The organism is Hungatella hathewayi WAL-18680 (assembly GCF_000235505.1).
Classification (GTDB): Bacteria; Bacillota; Clostridia; order Lachnospirales; family Lachnospiraceae; genus Hungatella_A; species Hungatella_A hathewayi_A.
Map to the genome: position 1 here is coordinate 3,006,653 of NZ_JH379027.1, position 14,160 is coordinate 3,020,812.

Genomic DNA, 14,160 nt, shown 5'->3' on the forward strand with positions numbered 1-14,160 from the left:
TCCTTTTTTGTTTTTTTATGTGAATAAATTGCAAAGATGGACTTTTAAAAAATCCTGCTCCGTCTGGGGGAACTCCACGCCGCAGACCGGGAACATTTTCCTGGAAAATGCTTCCGCCCTGGGATAGGCCACGTCCATTTTGACGGTTTCCAGCACCTGGCTGTCGATAGGGTTCTCCTGCTGGCCGGTCCGGACGCGCTGCATGGCCATGGCCAGATGGGTCACAAACATGCCAAACCGCTCCCCATCCACGTCCGGCTTTTCCTCCAGGATCAGTTCAATCACCTGTTTGCAGCACGCGGTCACACGATCGGATATGAGGCCCCCATCCTCCAGGATTTGCAGCCGCGTGTAAAGCTCTTCTTTCAGTTCCATACTTCCTTCCTTTTTGATCCGTTTTGGTTCTGTTGATTGGTGTTCTTGTTTTCTTTTTTCTATGTACATTTTTTTGTATATTGATGTAGCTGCTATCAAAGTACAAAATAATGTATATTGAGTTGATATGTGAGTTCCTCTTAGAGAACTCCTGGCGCTTTCGCGCCGAAGCTGGAAACCCGGTGGCCAGTGCGAAACCGGGAATTCAGCAGTCAATGTGTAGCCGGGAACCCGGCAGTCCGCCTTGGACGCAGGCCCGGCAGCCATTTCCAGGCGGGAAACGCCGGCCTTAGTAGTCGGCCAGCCGTTTTCCCTCTCTCACTTCCTTCAGGATGTTCAGCACCGAAGGAATATTGATATATTTCTCCAGCAGGGCGCGCATGTACTCGTCTCCTTTTTTGATGACAATCACGGCGGTGGAGAATTTGTCATCGTATACATCATCCGTCAGGCGCACCACCTTCAGCTGGCGGTACTTGTTGTCGATAATGTCATCGTAGTTCCAGATACCGGCGTCTATGGTGCCGTCTAACAGGGACGAGACGGTGTTCTGGGTTTTGATATTCACCAACTCCACCTGTTTCCCCTTTGTGATATTCTTTGTAATTCTGCTCTGGTCCAGGGAGGCGCTGTCGTAGGAAACCCGCATCCCGTCACAGATTCCCTCTTTCGTAGTATCTCTCAGCAGCAGCACATGTCTGGACAGGAAACTCCCCGGCCCGAAATTGAGAGCCACCTCGATATCGCTCCCATTTTCTATGGAGTACTCCGCCGCATACTGGGACACCACCGCAAACTGATAGGTCCCCGATTCCACCAGGCGGATTCTTCCACCCGCGCCTCTGGAGTAGGCCATATTGAAATTCAGTTTCTCCAGCTCCATATAAATCGCGGCGGCAAATCCTTCATAGGTGGTAGAATACGGAAGCGGCATAATCCCCAGCAGTTCCTTCCTGATGCAGCAGCTCTGCAGCTTCCCATAATGAATCGTCTCAATGTAAGCCCCCAGATGCCCGTGATACCCGATACTGATGGCCCCATTGTCCTTCAAATATTTAAATGCATTCTGAATCGTTCCGCGGGACACGCCAAACTTTTCCTGATATTCAGACACGGTAGGGATACGCTCCCCCTCATTTCTGGATAACAAATCCAGCGCAAGCTGTCCGATGGCAACTCCCGTTTTTTGAAACAGATAGCCTTCCATAAATGCTCCTTTTTTATCCTTCGTGTGATATGTACACTTGCTGACGCTTAATATACATTTTTTTGTATATTGTTATCATACTACTGTTTTGTGGGTTCGTCAATATGAATATTTGGGAAATTTTATATAAAAAACGAACCAGACAAAAGTGGATAAATAGCATTTATTTTGTACCGCTCCACCACTGCCATTCTGACTTTTTGCTTGACATATATGCCCATATCCTTTATATTTTGTTGTAGGAAATGGGTTTTCACCGTACGGTCTTATGACTCAAGCGGGCTGCTCGTTTCTTTTTTTATTGCCAACAAATCATACTTTTTTCTAACAGCGCAGTGCGTATAAATGCGCAGTTTGGAACAGGAAATCCGATAAATCTGGCAAACCCGTGCGGATGAAATCCCCTTCTCTTTTGCAATTTCTTTACCTGGTATGCCGGACAGCATTTTCTCATAGACATTTCTTTGGCTGGCCGGCAGTTTAGAGCGTTGTGCCCTGATAATAGAGAGTGTTTCCGGTTCTGTTAAATCTAGTAAAATTAGTTTCCCGCCATTGACTCGTTTATTTATGAAATTTAACAGTCGTTTATCTTCCAGACAAATGTCCGTATACAAGTAGGTTAATAAATAATCGGCCTGGTCAATGATCCATCTCTGTGCTCTTCTGATATTAACTATAAAATGAGCGTTTTTCTTCACATTGGGGGCCGTCACTGTTTTATCGAATTCGAAGGTTGCTTTGGTGTCTTCTACCTCTGCTTCCACTAAAACTATGTTGATTTTCAAATCACTCCGCTCGTTTTTTATCTGCCGGACTGCCTCGTAAATGCATGTTGAGAATTGGTCCTCCTCAAGAAAATAAAAGTTGAACTCCTTATCTTTTGAGAGTAATTCCCCGATACTTCTTGAAATATTCTCTTTCAAATTCCTATCTAATACGATGTCATGTCCGATATAGCCAAAATTTATCATGTTGCATTTCCTCCCTGAAATTTAATCTTATGCCACTCATTTTAAAGATATTTTCCTGACAGATTATCACTATTATACCACCATATTGCGTGATAGTATAGTTACAAAAGAGGGGGTTTTATGGATATACAGGAAAAAATAAGTTATCTCATGAAGGAACGTGACTGGACTACTTACGAATTGGCTAAAAGAGCAGGTTTATCAGATACTACTATCACAACTATGTTTAAAAGAAATACTGCTCCTACCATTAATACTCTGTCTGCTCTATGTGCAGCTTTCGGGATAACCTTATCCTGCTTTTTTACAGAAGATGGTGCGCCGGTTACATTAACACCAGAACAGCAACGGCTCTTAATATATTGGTCAGAACTAAACGAGAAACAGCAGAATATATTATTAAAATTGATAGCTAATATGAATCAGTAAGTAATAGCTGCTGATAGGAAGGTGATGATATGGACATACAAAAGCGCATCCAGCAGCTCATGGACGAACGGGGCTGGTCAGAATACCGATTGTCCAAAAATTCAAACTTATCGCAAACTACAATTGCTAACATATTTAAAAGAAATAACGCCCCGACACTTCCAACACTGGAAATCATGTGTAATGCTTTTGGAATCACGCTAGCACAATTTTTCTCCGATGGTAGTGAGCCAATTGAGTTAACCGAACAGCAAAAGGAGTTATTTAAAAAATGGAGCACATTAAACGAGACTCAAAAAGAGATACTCCTTGATTTAATGAATCATATGTAAGAGAAAAAGTCCGCAGGTATCGAAAGATGACCTTCGGACTTTATTTGTCATACATGACTATATCTGTTATACTATTTCTCTATAAAAAGATTAGTGAGGATACACAATGAAAACCTACAAAACATCCCAAGTCGCCGCCCTCATCGGTATCCATCCGAATACGGTGCGGCTGTATGAGGAGTTGGAATTGATCCCGCGGCCGGAGAGGCTGGGGAATGGGTACCGGGTGTTTACGGAATTTCATATTGAGCAGTTTCGGCTGGCCAGGCTGGGGTTTCAGGTGGAGGTGCTGCAGAATGGGATTCGGAAAAAGGTGATTCAGCTGGTGAAGACGTCCGCCGCCGGGGACTTTGACGGGGCGCTTCAACTGGCGGGGGAATATTTAGAGATGGTGCGGCTGGAATATCGCCATGCGGAGGAGGCCATTGAACTGGCGAAGCAGATTTTGTATGGCGTGGAACAGGAGGAGCTTCCTGGGCGGTTCATGAGGCGCAGGGAGGTGTCCGATTACCTTGGCATCTCCATGGATACGCTGCGAAACTGGGAAATGAACGGCCTGCTGTCCGTCCGGCGCAGACAGAACGGATACCGGGTCTATCTGGATGAGGATATCCGGCGGCTCAAGATCATCCGCTCTCTCCGGTGCGCCAACTATTCCCTGGAAGCCATCCTGCGCATGCTGCACCAGCTTTCCAAAAATCCGGATACGGATATCAAGACCGCCCTGGATACCCCCAATGAGGAGGAGGACATCATCGCTGTCTGCGACAGACTGCTCTCCTCCCTGCTGGCCGCCGAGGAAAATGCCCTCAAAATGACGGCCATGTTATTGGATATGAAAAAGCGTTTCTCTTAACCCAGCCTTTTCACTGCCTTTCCTACCTCCACCTGAACGATGGAGAGAAGGGAAAGTCCGATTACCACCAGCCACTCTCTCCCACCCATCAGCGTCAGCCGGAAAGCTCTCTGCAGGGCCGGCACAAACAGGATGCAGAGCATAAGCAAAAGCGATACCGCAAAGGAAAGGAACAGCCACAGGTTGAGCCCCTCGGCCCGCACCCAGATCGGTTCCGTATTGGAACGCTGGTTGAAGGCCCGCAGCATTTGCGAGAACGCCAGCGTACAGAAGGCCATGGTCTGGCCCACGGTATGATTCCCCATCCTCACACCAATCCAGTAGGCCGCCATCGTCAGGGCCGCCACAAATATTCCCTGCGTCACCACCCGCCGCACCAGGTCCTTCTCAAACAGGGTGCCGGATTTGACCGGCTGGTGTCTCATGATATTTTTGCTGGCCGGGTCAACGCCCAGGGCCAGCGCGGGCAAGGTCGCCGTGGCAAGATTTACCCACAGAATGTGAACCGCCAGCAGCGGGGCGTCCCAGTTAAAGATGGTCGCCACAAACAGGGTCGTGATTTCCGCAATGTTTCCCACCAGCAGGAACTGGATCACCTTCTGAATATTGCGGTATACCCGGCGGCCCTCCTTTATCGCATAGGCGATTGTGGTAAAACTGTCGTCAAGCAGAATCATGTCGGAGGCATCCTTGGCAACGTCCGTGCCGGTGACACCCATGGCCACGCCAATATCCGCCGCTTTCAGTGCCGGAGAATCGTTCACCCCGTCGCCGGTCATGGCGGCCACCTCGCCGGTGCGCTTCAAACTCTGGATAATCCGCAGTTTGTCGGCAGGCGATACACGGGCAAAGACCGTGGTCGTTTTCACCGCTTCGTCCAATTCATCATCGCTCATGCAATCCAGCTCGTCACCGGAAATCACCGTATTTCCTTCCCGGTAAATCCCCAGTTCCCTGGCAATGGCAAGAGCCGTCACCTTATGGTCGCCGGTTATCATGATGGTGCGAATCCCTGCCAAAAGACAGGTATGCACCGATTCGGCCACCTCCCTTCTAGGCGGGTCAATCATGCCGGCCGCTCCCACAAAGGTCATGTCAAATTCCAAATCTTCCTCATCCTCCTGCGGTACCACAGAAAGGGTCCGCATGGCAAATCCCAGCACACGCAAAGCATTTTCCGACATCTGAAGACACAGCCCTGCGATATTCTCCCTGTCGGCCTCCGTGATGGGCCGTATGCCCTTCGCCGTCAGGATATGGGTGCAGAGGGGAAGCATTTCATCCACCGCGCCCTTGGTGTACGCCTTCCACTGGCTATCAATCCGGTGCACCGTCGTCATGCGTTTCCGGTCGGAATCGAAGGGCTGTTCCCAAAAGCGGGGATATTCCGCTTCCAGCGCCTCATGGTCGATACCGAATGCCTGGGCCATATGGATGAGCGCGCCCTCGGTGGGGTCGCCGATAATCTCTCCCTTCCTGTCGGGGTCAAGGCTTGCGTCATTACACAGGGCCGCCGCGTATACCAGATGCTGATAGACTTCCGGGTGGAGTCTGGCGGCGGAATGGACAGGCGTTGCCCTGCCCTCCTCAAAATCTCCGTTGACCGCGATATGGGTCACCGTCATTCGATTTAAGGTAAGCGTTCCCGTTTTGTCGGAGCAAATCACCGTGGCGCTGCCCAGGGTTTCCACGGCGGGCAGCTTTCGAATCAGGGCGTTTCTCTTCGCCATGCGCTGCACGCCCAGCGCCATCACAATGGTGGCCGTGGCGGGCAGTCCCTCCGGGATAATGGAAATCGCCAGGGATATCGCCACGAGAAATTGTGGAACCAGCGGGCGTTGATACAGCGCGCCGATAAGAAAGATCAAAACACATACAATCAGACCGGCCACCGTCAGGGTTTTCCCCACCGCGTTCAGCTTCCGCTTGAGCGGGGTGTCCAGTTCATCTTGATTGTCTAGCATTCCAGCAATGTTACCCACCTCGGTGTCCATCCCGGTGGCAACCACCACGCCCGTGGCGCGGCCGTAGGTAACGATTGCGGAAGTATATACCATATTGCTGCGGTCACCCAGCATGCAATCCTCCTTAAGCAGTTCGTCCGCGTCCTTCTCCGAGGGGACGGACTCACCGGTCAGGGAGGCTTCCTGTACTTTTAAGTTGGCGGAATCAATGAGGCGCATATCGGCGGGAACCATGTCCCCGTCCCCCAGCAGAACCACGTCGCCCACCACCAGCTCGCTGGCCGGGACGATACTCTCCTCCCCCTGCCGCAAAACCCGGGCTGTGGGAGCGCTCATGCTGCGCAGAGCCTCCAGTGAGGATTGTGCCTTCTTCTCCTGGACAATGCCGATCACCGCATTGATTACCACGATTGTAAATATCACTGCCGCCTCCGTCCACTCCTGCAATAGGGCGGAACATGCTGCCGCGCCCAGCAGAATGAGCACCATCGGGTCCATAATCTGCGCTTTCAGCATTTGAAGCATTGTTTTCGGAGGTTTCGAGCGCAGTTCGTTGCGCCCATGTTTTCTCAGCCTTTCGGCAGCCTCAGCATCGCTCAATCCCTTCTCGGAGGTATGTAATCTTTCATATACCTCCTCAAGTTTCTGTGTGTGCCAAGGCACCTGTCTGTGATTATCCATATTGGATATACCACTCCTTTCTTGATTAAAATGTTTATATTCTGACCGCCATCAGGCGGAGGCCAGCGAAAAAGAATTTTGTGCCTCATTATATGGGTAACAGGGGGGAATGTCAACAGAGATGGAGAAAGCTTAACGGTATTTTATACGATACCCTCCATTATAACACCAATGTTTACCGCTGTGATATCTTAGACATGTCAGAATGACAAAAACAAAAAAAGGAGGCAGACAACATGCCAGAAATCATCAAAGTAGACCGGCTGTCAAAGTCATACGGCAGCCTGCATGCCGTCAATTCCCTCAGCCTGTCTGTGGAAAAGGGTACCGTCTTCGGACTGCTGGGAGCTAACGGAGCCGGGAAAAGCACAACCGTCGAGTGCATACTCGGGACGAAGAAGGCGGACGATGGACATGTGTCCATTCTGGGAATGAATCCCCATGATGGGCGCAAACAGCTGTTTGAACACGTGGGAGTACAGTTTCAGGAGACCAATTATCAGGACAAGATAACCGTCTCGGAGCTGTGCGAGGTGACCGCCTCCCTGTACCGGCACGCAGCCAGACCGGAGGATTTGCTGAGACAGTTCGGAATATGGGACAAGACAAAGAGCCTGGTCAGTTCCCTCTCCGGAGGAGAACGCCAGAGACTCTTCCTCGTGCTGGCGTTAATTCCCAGCCCGGAGGTGGTCTTCCTCGACGAATTGACAACGGGCCTGGACGCCAGGGCGCGGCGGGAAGTCTGGAGAATTCTGCTGGATTTAAAGGAAAAAGGGCTGACTATCTTCCTCACCTCCCATTTTATGGATGAGGTGGAGGCGCTCTGCGACTGTATCTGCATTTTGAAAAAGGGAACAGCCGTCTTTTACGGGACTGTCCCGGAAGCCCTGAAAGCAAGTTCCTGTGAAAAACTGGAGGATGCCTATCTCTGGTTTACGGATGAGGAGGGAGACTATCATGAGACCATTTAAGACCATGTTGAAAACAGAATTGAAACTTTCCCTGCGGGGAATGGATATGGTGATTTTTGCCATCATCGCGCCGCTGGTGGTGCTGGTGATTCTGGGCGTCATCTACGGGAACCGGCCGGCCTTTGAGGGGTCCGGATACAGTTTTCTGGAGCAGTCCTTCGGGGCGTTTTCCACCATTGCCATCTGCGCCGGCGGCGTCATGGGACTGCCGCTGGTAGTGTCGGATTACCGGGGAAAACATATCCTGAAGCGGTACCAGGTGACTCCCGTCAGCCCTGCCCTGATTCTGCTGGTGCAGGTGGCCATCTACACGCTGTACGCCGTCATTTCCCTGCTGTCTCTGTATCTGACGGCGGCGGTATTCTTCGGCTACCGCTTCCGCGGCTCCCCTGCCGCATTTCTCTCCGGCTATCTGCTGGTCATGGTCTCCATGTTCAGCATCGGCATGATGGTGGGCGGTGTGGCCCCCAACGCGAAGATTGCCAGCATAATCGCCAGCGTCCTGTACTTCCCCATGCTGCTGTTCTCAGGCGCTACCCTGCCCTATGAAATCATGCCGGAGGTGCTGCAAAAGTTCGCCGATATCCTGCCGCTGACCCAGGGCATCAAACTTTTGAAGGCCGCCTCCTTAGGGCTTCCCATCACCAGCGTGACAGGGCCGGTACTTATCATGGCAATTCTGGCGGTACTCTGCGTGGCTGTCTCCCTACGATTTTTCAAGTGGGAGACAGAGTCCTAAAACAGCCGCAAATCAAAAAAGAACCGTTCCCTCCTGGCCTGCTGTCCGCCAGCCGGGAAAACGGTTCTTTTTATTGTCATCGGAGCTCTGCCGTCATTTAACGCGCCATCTCATAGATTGCCAGCATGTCCTCCTCGTGGAGCACCTTGGCCGAGCCTTTCGCGCCGCCTGCGGCGACGCTGCATTTATGCGCCATCAGCTTCATCTCCTCCTCGGTCGGGTCCAGATTCATCTCGCTCAGAGAAGTGGGCATATGGATGGAGCGGAAGAATTCCTCCAGCGCCTCAATCCCCTTCAGCGCCACCTCCTCCGGTGCGCCCTCATCCGGAACCGCCATCACATTAACGGCAAAACGGTGGAATCTGTGGAGACAGTCCTTGTAGACATATCTGGCCCAGCTTCCCCACACAGCTGCCAGCCCGGCGCCGTGGGCCACATCGTACAGTCCGCCTATCTCATGCTCCAGCATATGGGTGGCGAAATCGCCGCCGTCCGTGCCGCACCCCGTCAGACCGTTGTGGGACAGACTTCCCGCCCACATCACTTCCGCCCTGGCATCATAATTGTCCGGCTCATCCCGCAGGATAATGGAATTGGTGATAACCGTGCGCATCAGCGCCTCGGAAATGCTGTCCGTGATTTCCATATTGCCGCCGGAGGTAAAGTAGCGCTCCATGGTGTGCATCAGAATATCCGTGCAGCCGCAGGCCGTCTGATAATCCGGCAGCGTCATGGTCAGCTCCGGATTCATGATGGCAAACACCGGACGGCCGAAATCACTGCTGTAACCGCGTTTCACCCATCCGTCCTCCTTCGTAATCACGGAGGAATCGCTCATCTCACTTCCCGTAGCCGCTATGGTCAGAATCACCCCAATAGGCAGACATCCTGTCGCCTGACGTTTCCTGTCATACAGTTCCCAAACATCCCCCTCGTTGACCACGCCGTAGCCGATGGCCTTGGCCGAGTCGATGGCGCTTCCGCCGCCCACCGCCAGCACGAAGTCCACCTGCTCCCGCTTCGCCAGCTCGATCCCCTCGTACACCAGGGATAATCTGGGATTGGGCACCGCGCCGCCAAGCTCCACATGGGCAATCCCCTGCCCGTCCAGAGACATTTTCACACGTTCCAGCAATCCGGAGCGGACAACACTTCCGCCGCCGTAGTGAATCAGCACCTTTTTGCATCCCAGCTCCTTCACCAGTTCCCCGGTCTGCGTCTCCGTCTCTCTTCCAAAAATCACCTTTGTAGGGGTAAAATACTTAAAATTCCTCATCGCTGTTTCCTCCTTCTGTCGTCAACCATGCTACCGTTAAAAACCATATACCAGCTATTATAATCCATCGGTATCAAAAGCACAATAAGTGAAATCAAGCCTGGCTTCCTCTCCTGTATTTACTTGGCAATCGTGGAGACGGCACTTTCCGCGCCACTTTTTCCGCCGTCTGGACGGTTACATTTATTATCCAAATACGGGGTATTTCTATTGTCTGCCGCAGTCACATGTGATATGATAATACTATGTTCAGAACAGGAGGTGTCCACTATCAGCGAAAAGAAAAAACCAGGGCGTCATACTGACAGTTTAAAGGATATGCTGTTTCGCCTGCGTATTGATGAGGAAGTGTATCGGAAGCTGGAACAAGCCGCGGAGCAGTTAGGCACCAGTAAATCCGAAGTTGTACGTCAGGGAATCAATCTGGTATTCGACTCCCTGCCCAAACAATAAGAAAATAAGATGCAAGAAGGAGGTATCTATTATGGGTAAGATTTTGGAGGCATTTGCGGAGGAAGACCTGGCCGTCGTCCCCGTCACTTACCGCGGGAACCCGCAGTACCGGGAGGCCACGGACACCATGGGCCGGCTTGCCAAACAGTTGAGGGAGAAACTGGATGAGGAGGGAAACCAGCTCTTTGAGCAGTTTTGTGATGCACAGGCAAAGGCCGAATGGATTTATGCCAGAGACCGTTTCATCGCCGGATACCGGACAGGCATCCTGATGATGACGGAGATTGTCACCGAATCTGACAATCTGATACGACATGACGACGCCGTCGCATGACGCCGGACTCATCCCCTATCATCGAATCATACGCCCCGCCCGGAGACCTTCCGTTTCCCGGACGGGACTTTCTTTCGCCCGCCATTCCGGCAGTTTCCTCACACCTCTACAACATACTACAACAGACCGCTAAGCCCCGTCAGCGCCAGCAGCAGAATGGGATTTATCTTCCATTTCCGAAGCAGCACCAGGCTGACGCCAAACACCACCACCGCCCGGAGATTCAAATCCGCCATCCGCACCACACCGCTTCGGAAAAACGCCATAATCAATATGGTGGCCGAGGCCGACACAATCAGTCCCAGCGAGGCGGCCTTCAGCCCGTTTAAAACCTCAAACACATAGACCGACTCCCGGTGCTTCTGAAAAAACCGGTGCAGTCCAATCGCAATCAGAATTCCGGAGATCACACAGCCAAAGGTCGCCGCCAGCGCTCCAAACACTCCCGCTATCTGCATCCCTGTAAAGGTGGAAATGTTGACGGCCAGCGGCCCCGGCGTCATCTGGGATATGGTTATCATATCCGTAAATGCCTGGCGGCTCACCCACCCGTTCTGCCGGACCACCACCTCCTCAATCATGGGAATGACGGCGTAGCCGCCCCCGATGCTGAACGTCCCAATTCTGAAAAATGCCCACAAAAGTTCCGTTAACGCACTCAGCATGTGGATTCCCCTCCTCTCTTCCGGTTCCTCTCCCACCAGATTTTCATGACGCAGACGCCGCAGCAGGCCGCCAGTATCAGCGCCACGTTCACATGACACACAAAGTTGGCCAGAAACGATATGGGAATGATGGCCGTCAGCAGCCAGGAGCGCTCCCTCACAATCATCTGGCACATATCCGTCACCAAATCCACAATCAGCGCTGCCACCCCCGCCTCCATGCCGCCCAGCACCGCCGCAATCACCGGATTGCTGGAAAATGCGGAATACCACAGGGAGATGGCCGACAGAATCACCAGCGGAGGTATCACCGCGGCCAGGCAGCTGATGGCGGCCCCTGGGACTCCTCCCACCCGGTAACCGGCCAATCCTGATAAGTTGATGGCGATAGCACCTGGGGATGACTGGGCGATGGCCGCCATCTCCATCAGCTCCTCTTCTGAAAACAGTCCTTTTTTCTCCACATAATATTTGCGTATCATGGGAACCACCACGTAGCCGCCGCCAAAAGTAAAGCTGCTGATAAACAGGTTGATTCCCAGCAGCCACAGGTATTTCATTCGTTGTCTCATGTCCTCTACCATCCTCTCTCCAGCCATTATACGCCTTGTGGAAGCATGCGTAAAATGATATAATATTATGAAATCGATTAGTTTTATTCATGATAAAATGATGGAAATATGAACAGCGATATTGTTGAAATGATAGAAAGTGAGGTACCGGACTATGACGCTTCGTCATCTTGAGATTCTGAAAGCCGTCGCGGAAACGGGAAATTTTACAAAGGCGGCTGAAACACTCTATATCACCCAGTCCGCCGTCTCCCACGCCGTGAAGGAACTGGAGGAGGAGGCAGGCACGCTTCTGTTTGAGCGGTTGAAAAAATGTGTGCGCATCACGGAGAGCGGCCGCATGCTCCTGGAGGAATCCCTGCCGCTGTTGTCCTCCTTCCAGGCCCTGGAGGGACGGCTGGGACGGCTGGAATGCCAGGCGCCCATCCGCATTGTCTCCAGCATCACCATCGCCTCCTGGAAACTGCCGGATATCCTGAACCGGTTTCAGGAAAAATGGCCGAAGCTGCCGGTGCAGGTGGAGGTGCAGAGCGCCGCGGGGGCGTTGCAGGTTCTGGGGGCCGGCGGCGCGGAACTTGCTTTTCTCGAGGGAGCGCCGCCCGCCGGCCCCTATGTCTGTACCCCGTTTTCCTCCTATGCGCTGAGTCTGGTGTGCAGTCCTGCATTCCTGGAGAGGAGAAAACCGGGGACCTTGCAGGAGCTTCATGCCTGTCCCCTTCTTCTGCGGGAAAAAGGCAGTGCGGTCCGGGATACCTTTGACAGCTTTTTGTACCTCCATGGACTCATTCCTACTCCCAGCTGGACAAGCGTCAACTCCGGCGCCCTGATGGAGGCGGCCAGGGCAGGTCTTGGCATCGCGGTTTTGCCGGAGGAGCTGGTGCGGCCGGAACTTGGGACGGGAATGCTGGTCCAGCTTCACATCCCCGGCCTGACCCTCACCAATCCCATGAGCGTCATGTACCACAAAGAAAAACACATAACAGCTCCTCTTAAGGATTTGCTGTTATGTGTCAGTGAATCGAAACAATCTTGAGTTACTACTTCAAACACAGAAACGCCGCCAAATTCCCCCGCTCATCCCCGCAGGTCCTGTGGGAGAACAGAAGCTCCGGGTTGCAGTGGGTGCAGATATCCGTCACCTGGATATGCTCCGGCCGGATGCCCGCCTCCAGGAAGATGATTTCATTGGCCCGCCACAGGTTCAGCTGGTATTTTCCGCCCGCCTTCTCCTCCAGCAGCTCCGGCCAGTATTTCGCCTCAAAGGCTTCCCGGAAATTCTGCGCCACCTCTTCCCCCACCTCATAGCAGTCCTGGCAGATGCTGGGGCCGATACAGGCAATCATATCCTCCGGCCTGGAGCCGTATTCCCTTGCCATGGCCTCCATTGTGGCCTTCCCCATCCGGTTGACCGTCCCTCTCCACCCGGAATGGCTGAGACCGATGGCCTTGTGGGCCGTATCCAGCAGGTACAGCGGCACACAGTCCGCATAGAAGGTCACCAGCGTAATCCCCGGCACATTGGTAATCATGCCGTCCACATCCGTGTAATCCCGCTCCTTCACAATCCCTTTTCCCGCGTCCTCCTCCGTGACCACTCTCACATTGGTGGTATGGGTTTGGTAGGACAGTACCATCCGCTCCATCTCCACGCCCAGGGCCTCCGCCATTCTCCGGTAGTTCTCCATCACATGGGCCGGATTGTCGCCCCTTGTAAATGTAAAATTCATAGCAGCAAACTTCCCCTCGCTGACGCCGCCCAATCTGGTGGAAAAGCCGTCAATCACCAGCCCGGTGTCATCCAGCATGGGAAATGTCAAAAACGGGACATCCGCTGCCGTCCGCTCCCTCAAAACCTCCGTCTTCTGTTTCCGTATCCACTCCATCGTCATCACCCTCCACTTCTGTCATGATACTTCTGTCATGATATTTCTGCCATAATGCTTCCACCATGATACTTCCCTCATCCCTCAAAACGCATCCCGAATCAACCTTATCTCCGTCCCCAGAATGCTGACCACATCAAACCGGCAGACCGTATTCTCCCCCAGTCCATGTCTGTACAGATAATACTCCGCCGTATGCCGGATGCGCTGTTGTTTATCATACCCGACCGCTTCCTCCGGATACCCATTTCTGGCGTCTTTCCTGTATTTTACTTCGACAAACACCAGACAGTTCCCATCCTTCGCGATAAGATCAATCTCTCCCCGCCTGTCCCGGTAGTTCCTCTCCAGTATTTGAAAGCCCTGCTGTTCCAAAAAAGCAGCCGCCATGGATTCATAACGACTGCCTGTCTCTCTCTTATTCAACCCATCCTCCACACAGCCAGCCGGCC

The 14,160-nt window shown here is 52.5% G+C and carries 17 protein-coding genes; 8 read left to right on the forward strand and 9 right to left on the reverse strand.

Annotated features, from left to right (window positions below):
* Positions 1 to 15 precede the first annotated feature (15 nt).
* From HMPREF9473_RS13530 to HMPREF9473_RS13540, 3 genes are all read right to left on the reverse strand, one after another.
* Positions 16 to 375: a PRD domain-containing protein gene (locus HMPREF9473_RS13530; RefSeq protein ID WP_006780693.1), complete on the reverse strand. Its 360-nt coding sequence runs from the start codon at positions 373 to 375 to the stop codon at positions 16 to 18.
* Between the two features lie 289 nt (positions 376 to 664).
* Positions 665 to 1,582, reverse strand: a complete 918-nt coding sequence (yhfZ, locus tag HMPREF9473_RS13535; RefSeq protein WP_006780694.1) for a GntR family transcriptional regulator YhfZ — start codon at positions 1,580 to 1,582, stop codon at positions 665 to 667.
* Positions 1,583 to 1,848: 266 nt separating this feature from the next.
* Positions 1,849 to 2,553 (reverse strand): hypothetical protein, encoded by a 705-nt coding sequence (locus tag HMPREF9473_RS13540; RefSeq protein WP_006780695.1) that lies wholly within the window; start codon positions 2,551 to 2,553, stop codon positions 1,849 to 1,851.
* 120 nt (positions 2,554 to 2,673) lie between these two features.
* Between HMPREF9473_RS13540 and HMPREF9473_RS13545 the strand changes: the two genes are divergently transcribed.
* The 3 genes from HMPREF9473_RS13545 (at position 2,674) to HMPREF9473_RS13555 (ending at position 4,170) form a co-directional block, all read left to right on the forward strand.
* Positions 2,674 to 2,982: a helix-turn-helix domain-containing protein gene (locus HMPREF9473_RS13545; RefSeq protein WP_085952380.1), complete on the forward strand. Its 309-nt coding sequence runs from the start codon at positions 2,674 to 2,676 to the stop codon at positions 2,980 to 2,982.
* 29 nt (positions 2,983 to 3,011) lie between these two features.
* Positions 3,012 to 3,314, forward strand: a complete 303-nt coding sequence (locus HMPREF9473_RS13550; protein WP_006780696.1) for a helix-turn-helix domain-containing protein — start codon at positions 3,012 to 3,014, stop codon at positions 3,312 to 3,314.
* Positions 3,315 to 3,420: 106 nt separating this feature from the next.
* Positions 3,421 to 4,170 (forward strand): MerR family transcriptional regulator, encoded by a 750-nt coding sequence (locus HMPREF9473_RS13555; RefSeq protein ID WP_006780697.1) that lies wholly within the window; start codon positions 3,421 to 3,423, stop codon positions 4,168 to 4,170.
* Here HMPREF9473_RS13555 and HMPREF9473_RS13560 read toward each other — a convergent pair.
* Positions 4,167 to 6,815, reverse strand: a complete 2,649-nt coding sequence (locus HMPREF9473_RS13560) for a cation-translocating P-type ATPase (protein ID WP_006780698.1) — start codon at positions 6,813 to 6,815, stop codon at positions 4,167 to 4,169. The genes HMPREF9473_RS13555 and HMPREF9473_RS13560 overlap by 4 nt on opposite strands.
* Before the next feature lie 236 nt (positions 6,816 to 7,051).
* On the opposite strand from HMPREF9473_RS13560, the gene HMPREF9473_RS13565 reads away from it, so the two are divergent.
* Together HMPREF9473_RS13565 and HMPREF9473_RS13570 are read left to right on the forward strand one after the other, a co-directional pair.
* Positions 7,052 to 7,786 (forward strand): ABC transporter ATP-binding protein, encoded by a 735-nt coding sequence (locus HMPREF9473_RS13565; RefSeq protein WP_006780699.1) that lies wholly within the window; start codon positions 7,052 to 7,054, stop codon positions 7,784 to 7,786.
* Positions 7,773 to 8,525, forward strand: coding sequence for an ABC transporter permease (locus tag HMPREF9473_RS13570; protein ID WP_006780700.1), 753 nt, complete (start codon positions 7,773 to 7,775; stop codon positions 8,523 to 8,525). Before HMPREF9473_RS13565 ends, HMPREF9473_RS13570 begins: the two co-directional genes overlap by 14 nt.
* A 97-nt stretch (positions 8,526 to 8,622) precedes the next feature.
* Here HMPREF9473_RS13570 and HMPREF9473_RS13575 read toward each other — a convergent pair whose 3' ends face one another.
* Positions 8,623 to 9,801 carry an iron-containing alcohol dehydrogenase gene (locus HMPREF9473_RS13575; protein ID WP_006780701.1) on the reverse strand — a complete coding sequence of 393 codons (1,179 nt, stop codon included), beginning with the start codon at positions 9,799 to 9,801 and terminating at the stop codon, positions 8,623 to 8,625.
* A gap of 132 nt (positions 9,802 to 9,933) precedes the next feature.
* Here HMPREF9473_RS13575 and HMPREF9473_RS27740 point away from each other — a divergent pair, with 132 nt between their 5' ends.
* Positions 9,934 to 10,254 carry a ribbon-helix-helix protein, CopG family gene (locus tag HMPREF9473_RS27740; RefSeq protein WP_242830840.1) on the forward strand — a complete coding sequence of 107 codons (321 nt, stop codon included), beginning with the start codon at positions 9,934 to 9,936 and terminating at the stop codon, positions 10,252 to 10,254.
* A gap of 31 nt (positions 10,255 to 10,285) precedes the next feature.
* Positions 10,286 to 10,588, forward strand: coding sequence for a DUF6809 family protein (locus HMPREF9473_RS13585; protein ID WP_006780702.1), 303 nt, complete (start codon positions 10,286 to 10,288; stop codon positions 10,586 to 10,588).
* A gap of 116 nt (positions 10,589 to 10,704) precedes the next feature.
* On the opposite strand, the gene HMPREF9473_RS13590 is transcribed toward HMPREF9473_RS13585, so the two are convergent.
* Together HMPREF9473_RS13590 and HMPREF9473_RS13595 are read right to left on the reverse strand one after the other, a co-directional pair.
* A complete protein-coding gene (locus HMPREF9473_RS13590; protein ID WP_006780703.1) occupies positions 10,705 to 11,253 on the reverse strand; it encodes a chromate transporter in 549 nt (182 codons plus the stop codon).
* On the reverse strand, positions 11,247 to 11,825 hold the full coding sequence (locus HMPREF9473_RS13595) for a chromate transporter (protein WP_138669446.1): 579 nt from the start codon (positions 11,823 to 11,825) through the stop codon (positions 11,247 to 11,249). Before HMPREF9473_RS13595 ends, HMPREF9473_RS13590 begins: the two co-directional genes overlap by 7 nt.
* Positions 11,826 to 11,979: 154 nt before the next feature.
* Between HMPREF9473_RS13595 and HMPREF9473_RS13600 the strand changes: the two genes are divergently transcribed.
* Positions 11,980 to 12,858, forward strand: a complete 879-nt coding sequence (locus HMPREF9473_RS13600; protein WP_006780705.1) for a LysR family transcriptional regulator — start codon at positions 11,980 to 11,982, stop codon at positions 12,856 to 12,858.
* Positions 12,859 to 12,862: 4 nt separating this feature from the next.
* On the opposite strand, the gene pgeF is transcribed toward HMPREF9473_RS13600, so the two are convergent.
* Together pgeF and HMPREF9473_RS13610 are read right to left on the reverse strand one after the other, a co-directional pair.
* A complete protein-coding gene (gene pgeF / locus HMPREF9473_RS13605) occupies positions 12,863 to 13,714 on the reverse strand; it encodes a peptidoglycan editing factor PgeF (protein ID WP_034858429.1) in 852 nt (283 codons plus the stop codon).
* A 78-nt stretch (positions 13,715 to 13,792) separates the two neighbouring features.
* A complete protein-coding gene (locus HMPREF9473_RS13610) occupies positions 13,793 to 14,134 on the reverse strand; it encodes a YraN family protein (RefSeq protein ID WP_006780707.1) in 342 nt (113 codons plus the stop codon).
* Positions 14,135 to 14,160 lie beyond the last annotated feature (26 nt).

Excerpts from the sequence above, each read along its gene's own strand:
- HMPREF9473_RS13530 (WP_006780693.1), bottom strand. The coding sequence starts at position 375 with ATGGAACTGAAAGAAGAGCTTTACACGCGGCTGCAAATCCTGGAGGAT.
- yhfZ (WP_006780694.1), bottom strand. The coding sequence starts at position 1,582 with ATGGAAGGCTATCTGTTTCAAAAAACGGGAGTTGCCATCGGACAGCTT.
- HMPREF9473_RS13540 (WP_006780695.1), bottom strand. The coding sequence starts at position 2,553 with ATGATAAATTTTGGCTATATCGGACATGACATCGTATTAGATAGGAAT.
- HMPREF9473_RS13545 (WP_085952380.1), top strand. The coding sequence starts at position 2,674 with ATGGATATACAGGAAAAAATAAGTTATCTCATGAAGGAACGTGACTGG.
- HMPREF9473_RS13550 (WP_006780696.1), top strand. The coding sequence starts at position 3,012 with ATGGACATACAAAAGCGCATCCAGCAGCTCATGGACGAACGGGGCTGG.
- HMPREF9473_RS13555 (WP_006780697.1), top strand. The coding sequence starts at position 3,421 with ATGAAAACCTACAAAACATCCCAAGTCGCCGCCCTCATCGGTATCCAT.
- HMPREF9473_RS13560 (WP_006780698.1), bottom strand. The coding sequence starts at position 6,815 with ATGGATAATCACAGACAGGTGCCTTGGCACACACAGAAACTTGAGGAG.
- HMPREF9473_RS13565 (WP_006780699.1), top strand. The coding sequence starts at position 7,052 with ATGCCAGAAATCATCAAAGTAGACCGGCTGTCAAAGTCATACGGCAGC.
- HMPREF9473_RS13570 (WP_006780700.1), top strand. The coding sequence starts at position 7,773 with ATGAGACCATTTAAGACCATGTTGAAAACAGAATTGAAACTTTCCCTG.
- HMPREF9473_RS13575 (WP_006780701.1), bottom strand. The coding sequence starts at position 9,801 with ATGAGGAATTTTAAGTATTTTACCCCTACAAAGGTGATTTTTGGAAGA.
- HMPREF9473_RS13585 (WP_006780702.1), top strand. The coding sequence starts at position 10,286 with ATGGGTAAGATTTTGGAGGCATTTGCGGAGGAAGACCTGGCCGTCGTC.
- HMPREF9473_RS13590 (WP_006780703.1), bottom strand. The coding sequence starts at position 11,253 with ATGCTGAGTGCGTTAACGGAACTTTTGTGGGCATTTTTCAGAATTGGG.
- HMPREF9473_RS13595 (WP_138669446.1), bottom strand. The coding sequence starts at position 11,825 with ATGAGACAACGAATGAAATACCTGTGGCTGCTGGGAATCAACCTGTTT.
- HMPREF9473_RS13600 (WP_006780705.1), top strand. The coding sequence starts at position 11,980 with ATGACGCTTCGTCATCTTGAGATTCTGAAAGCCGTCGCGGAAACGGGA.
- pgeF (WP_034858429.1), bottom strand. The coding sequence starts at position 13,714 with ATGACGATGGAGTGGATACGGAAACAGAAGACGGAGGTTTTGAGGGAG.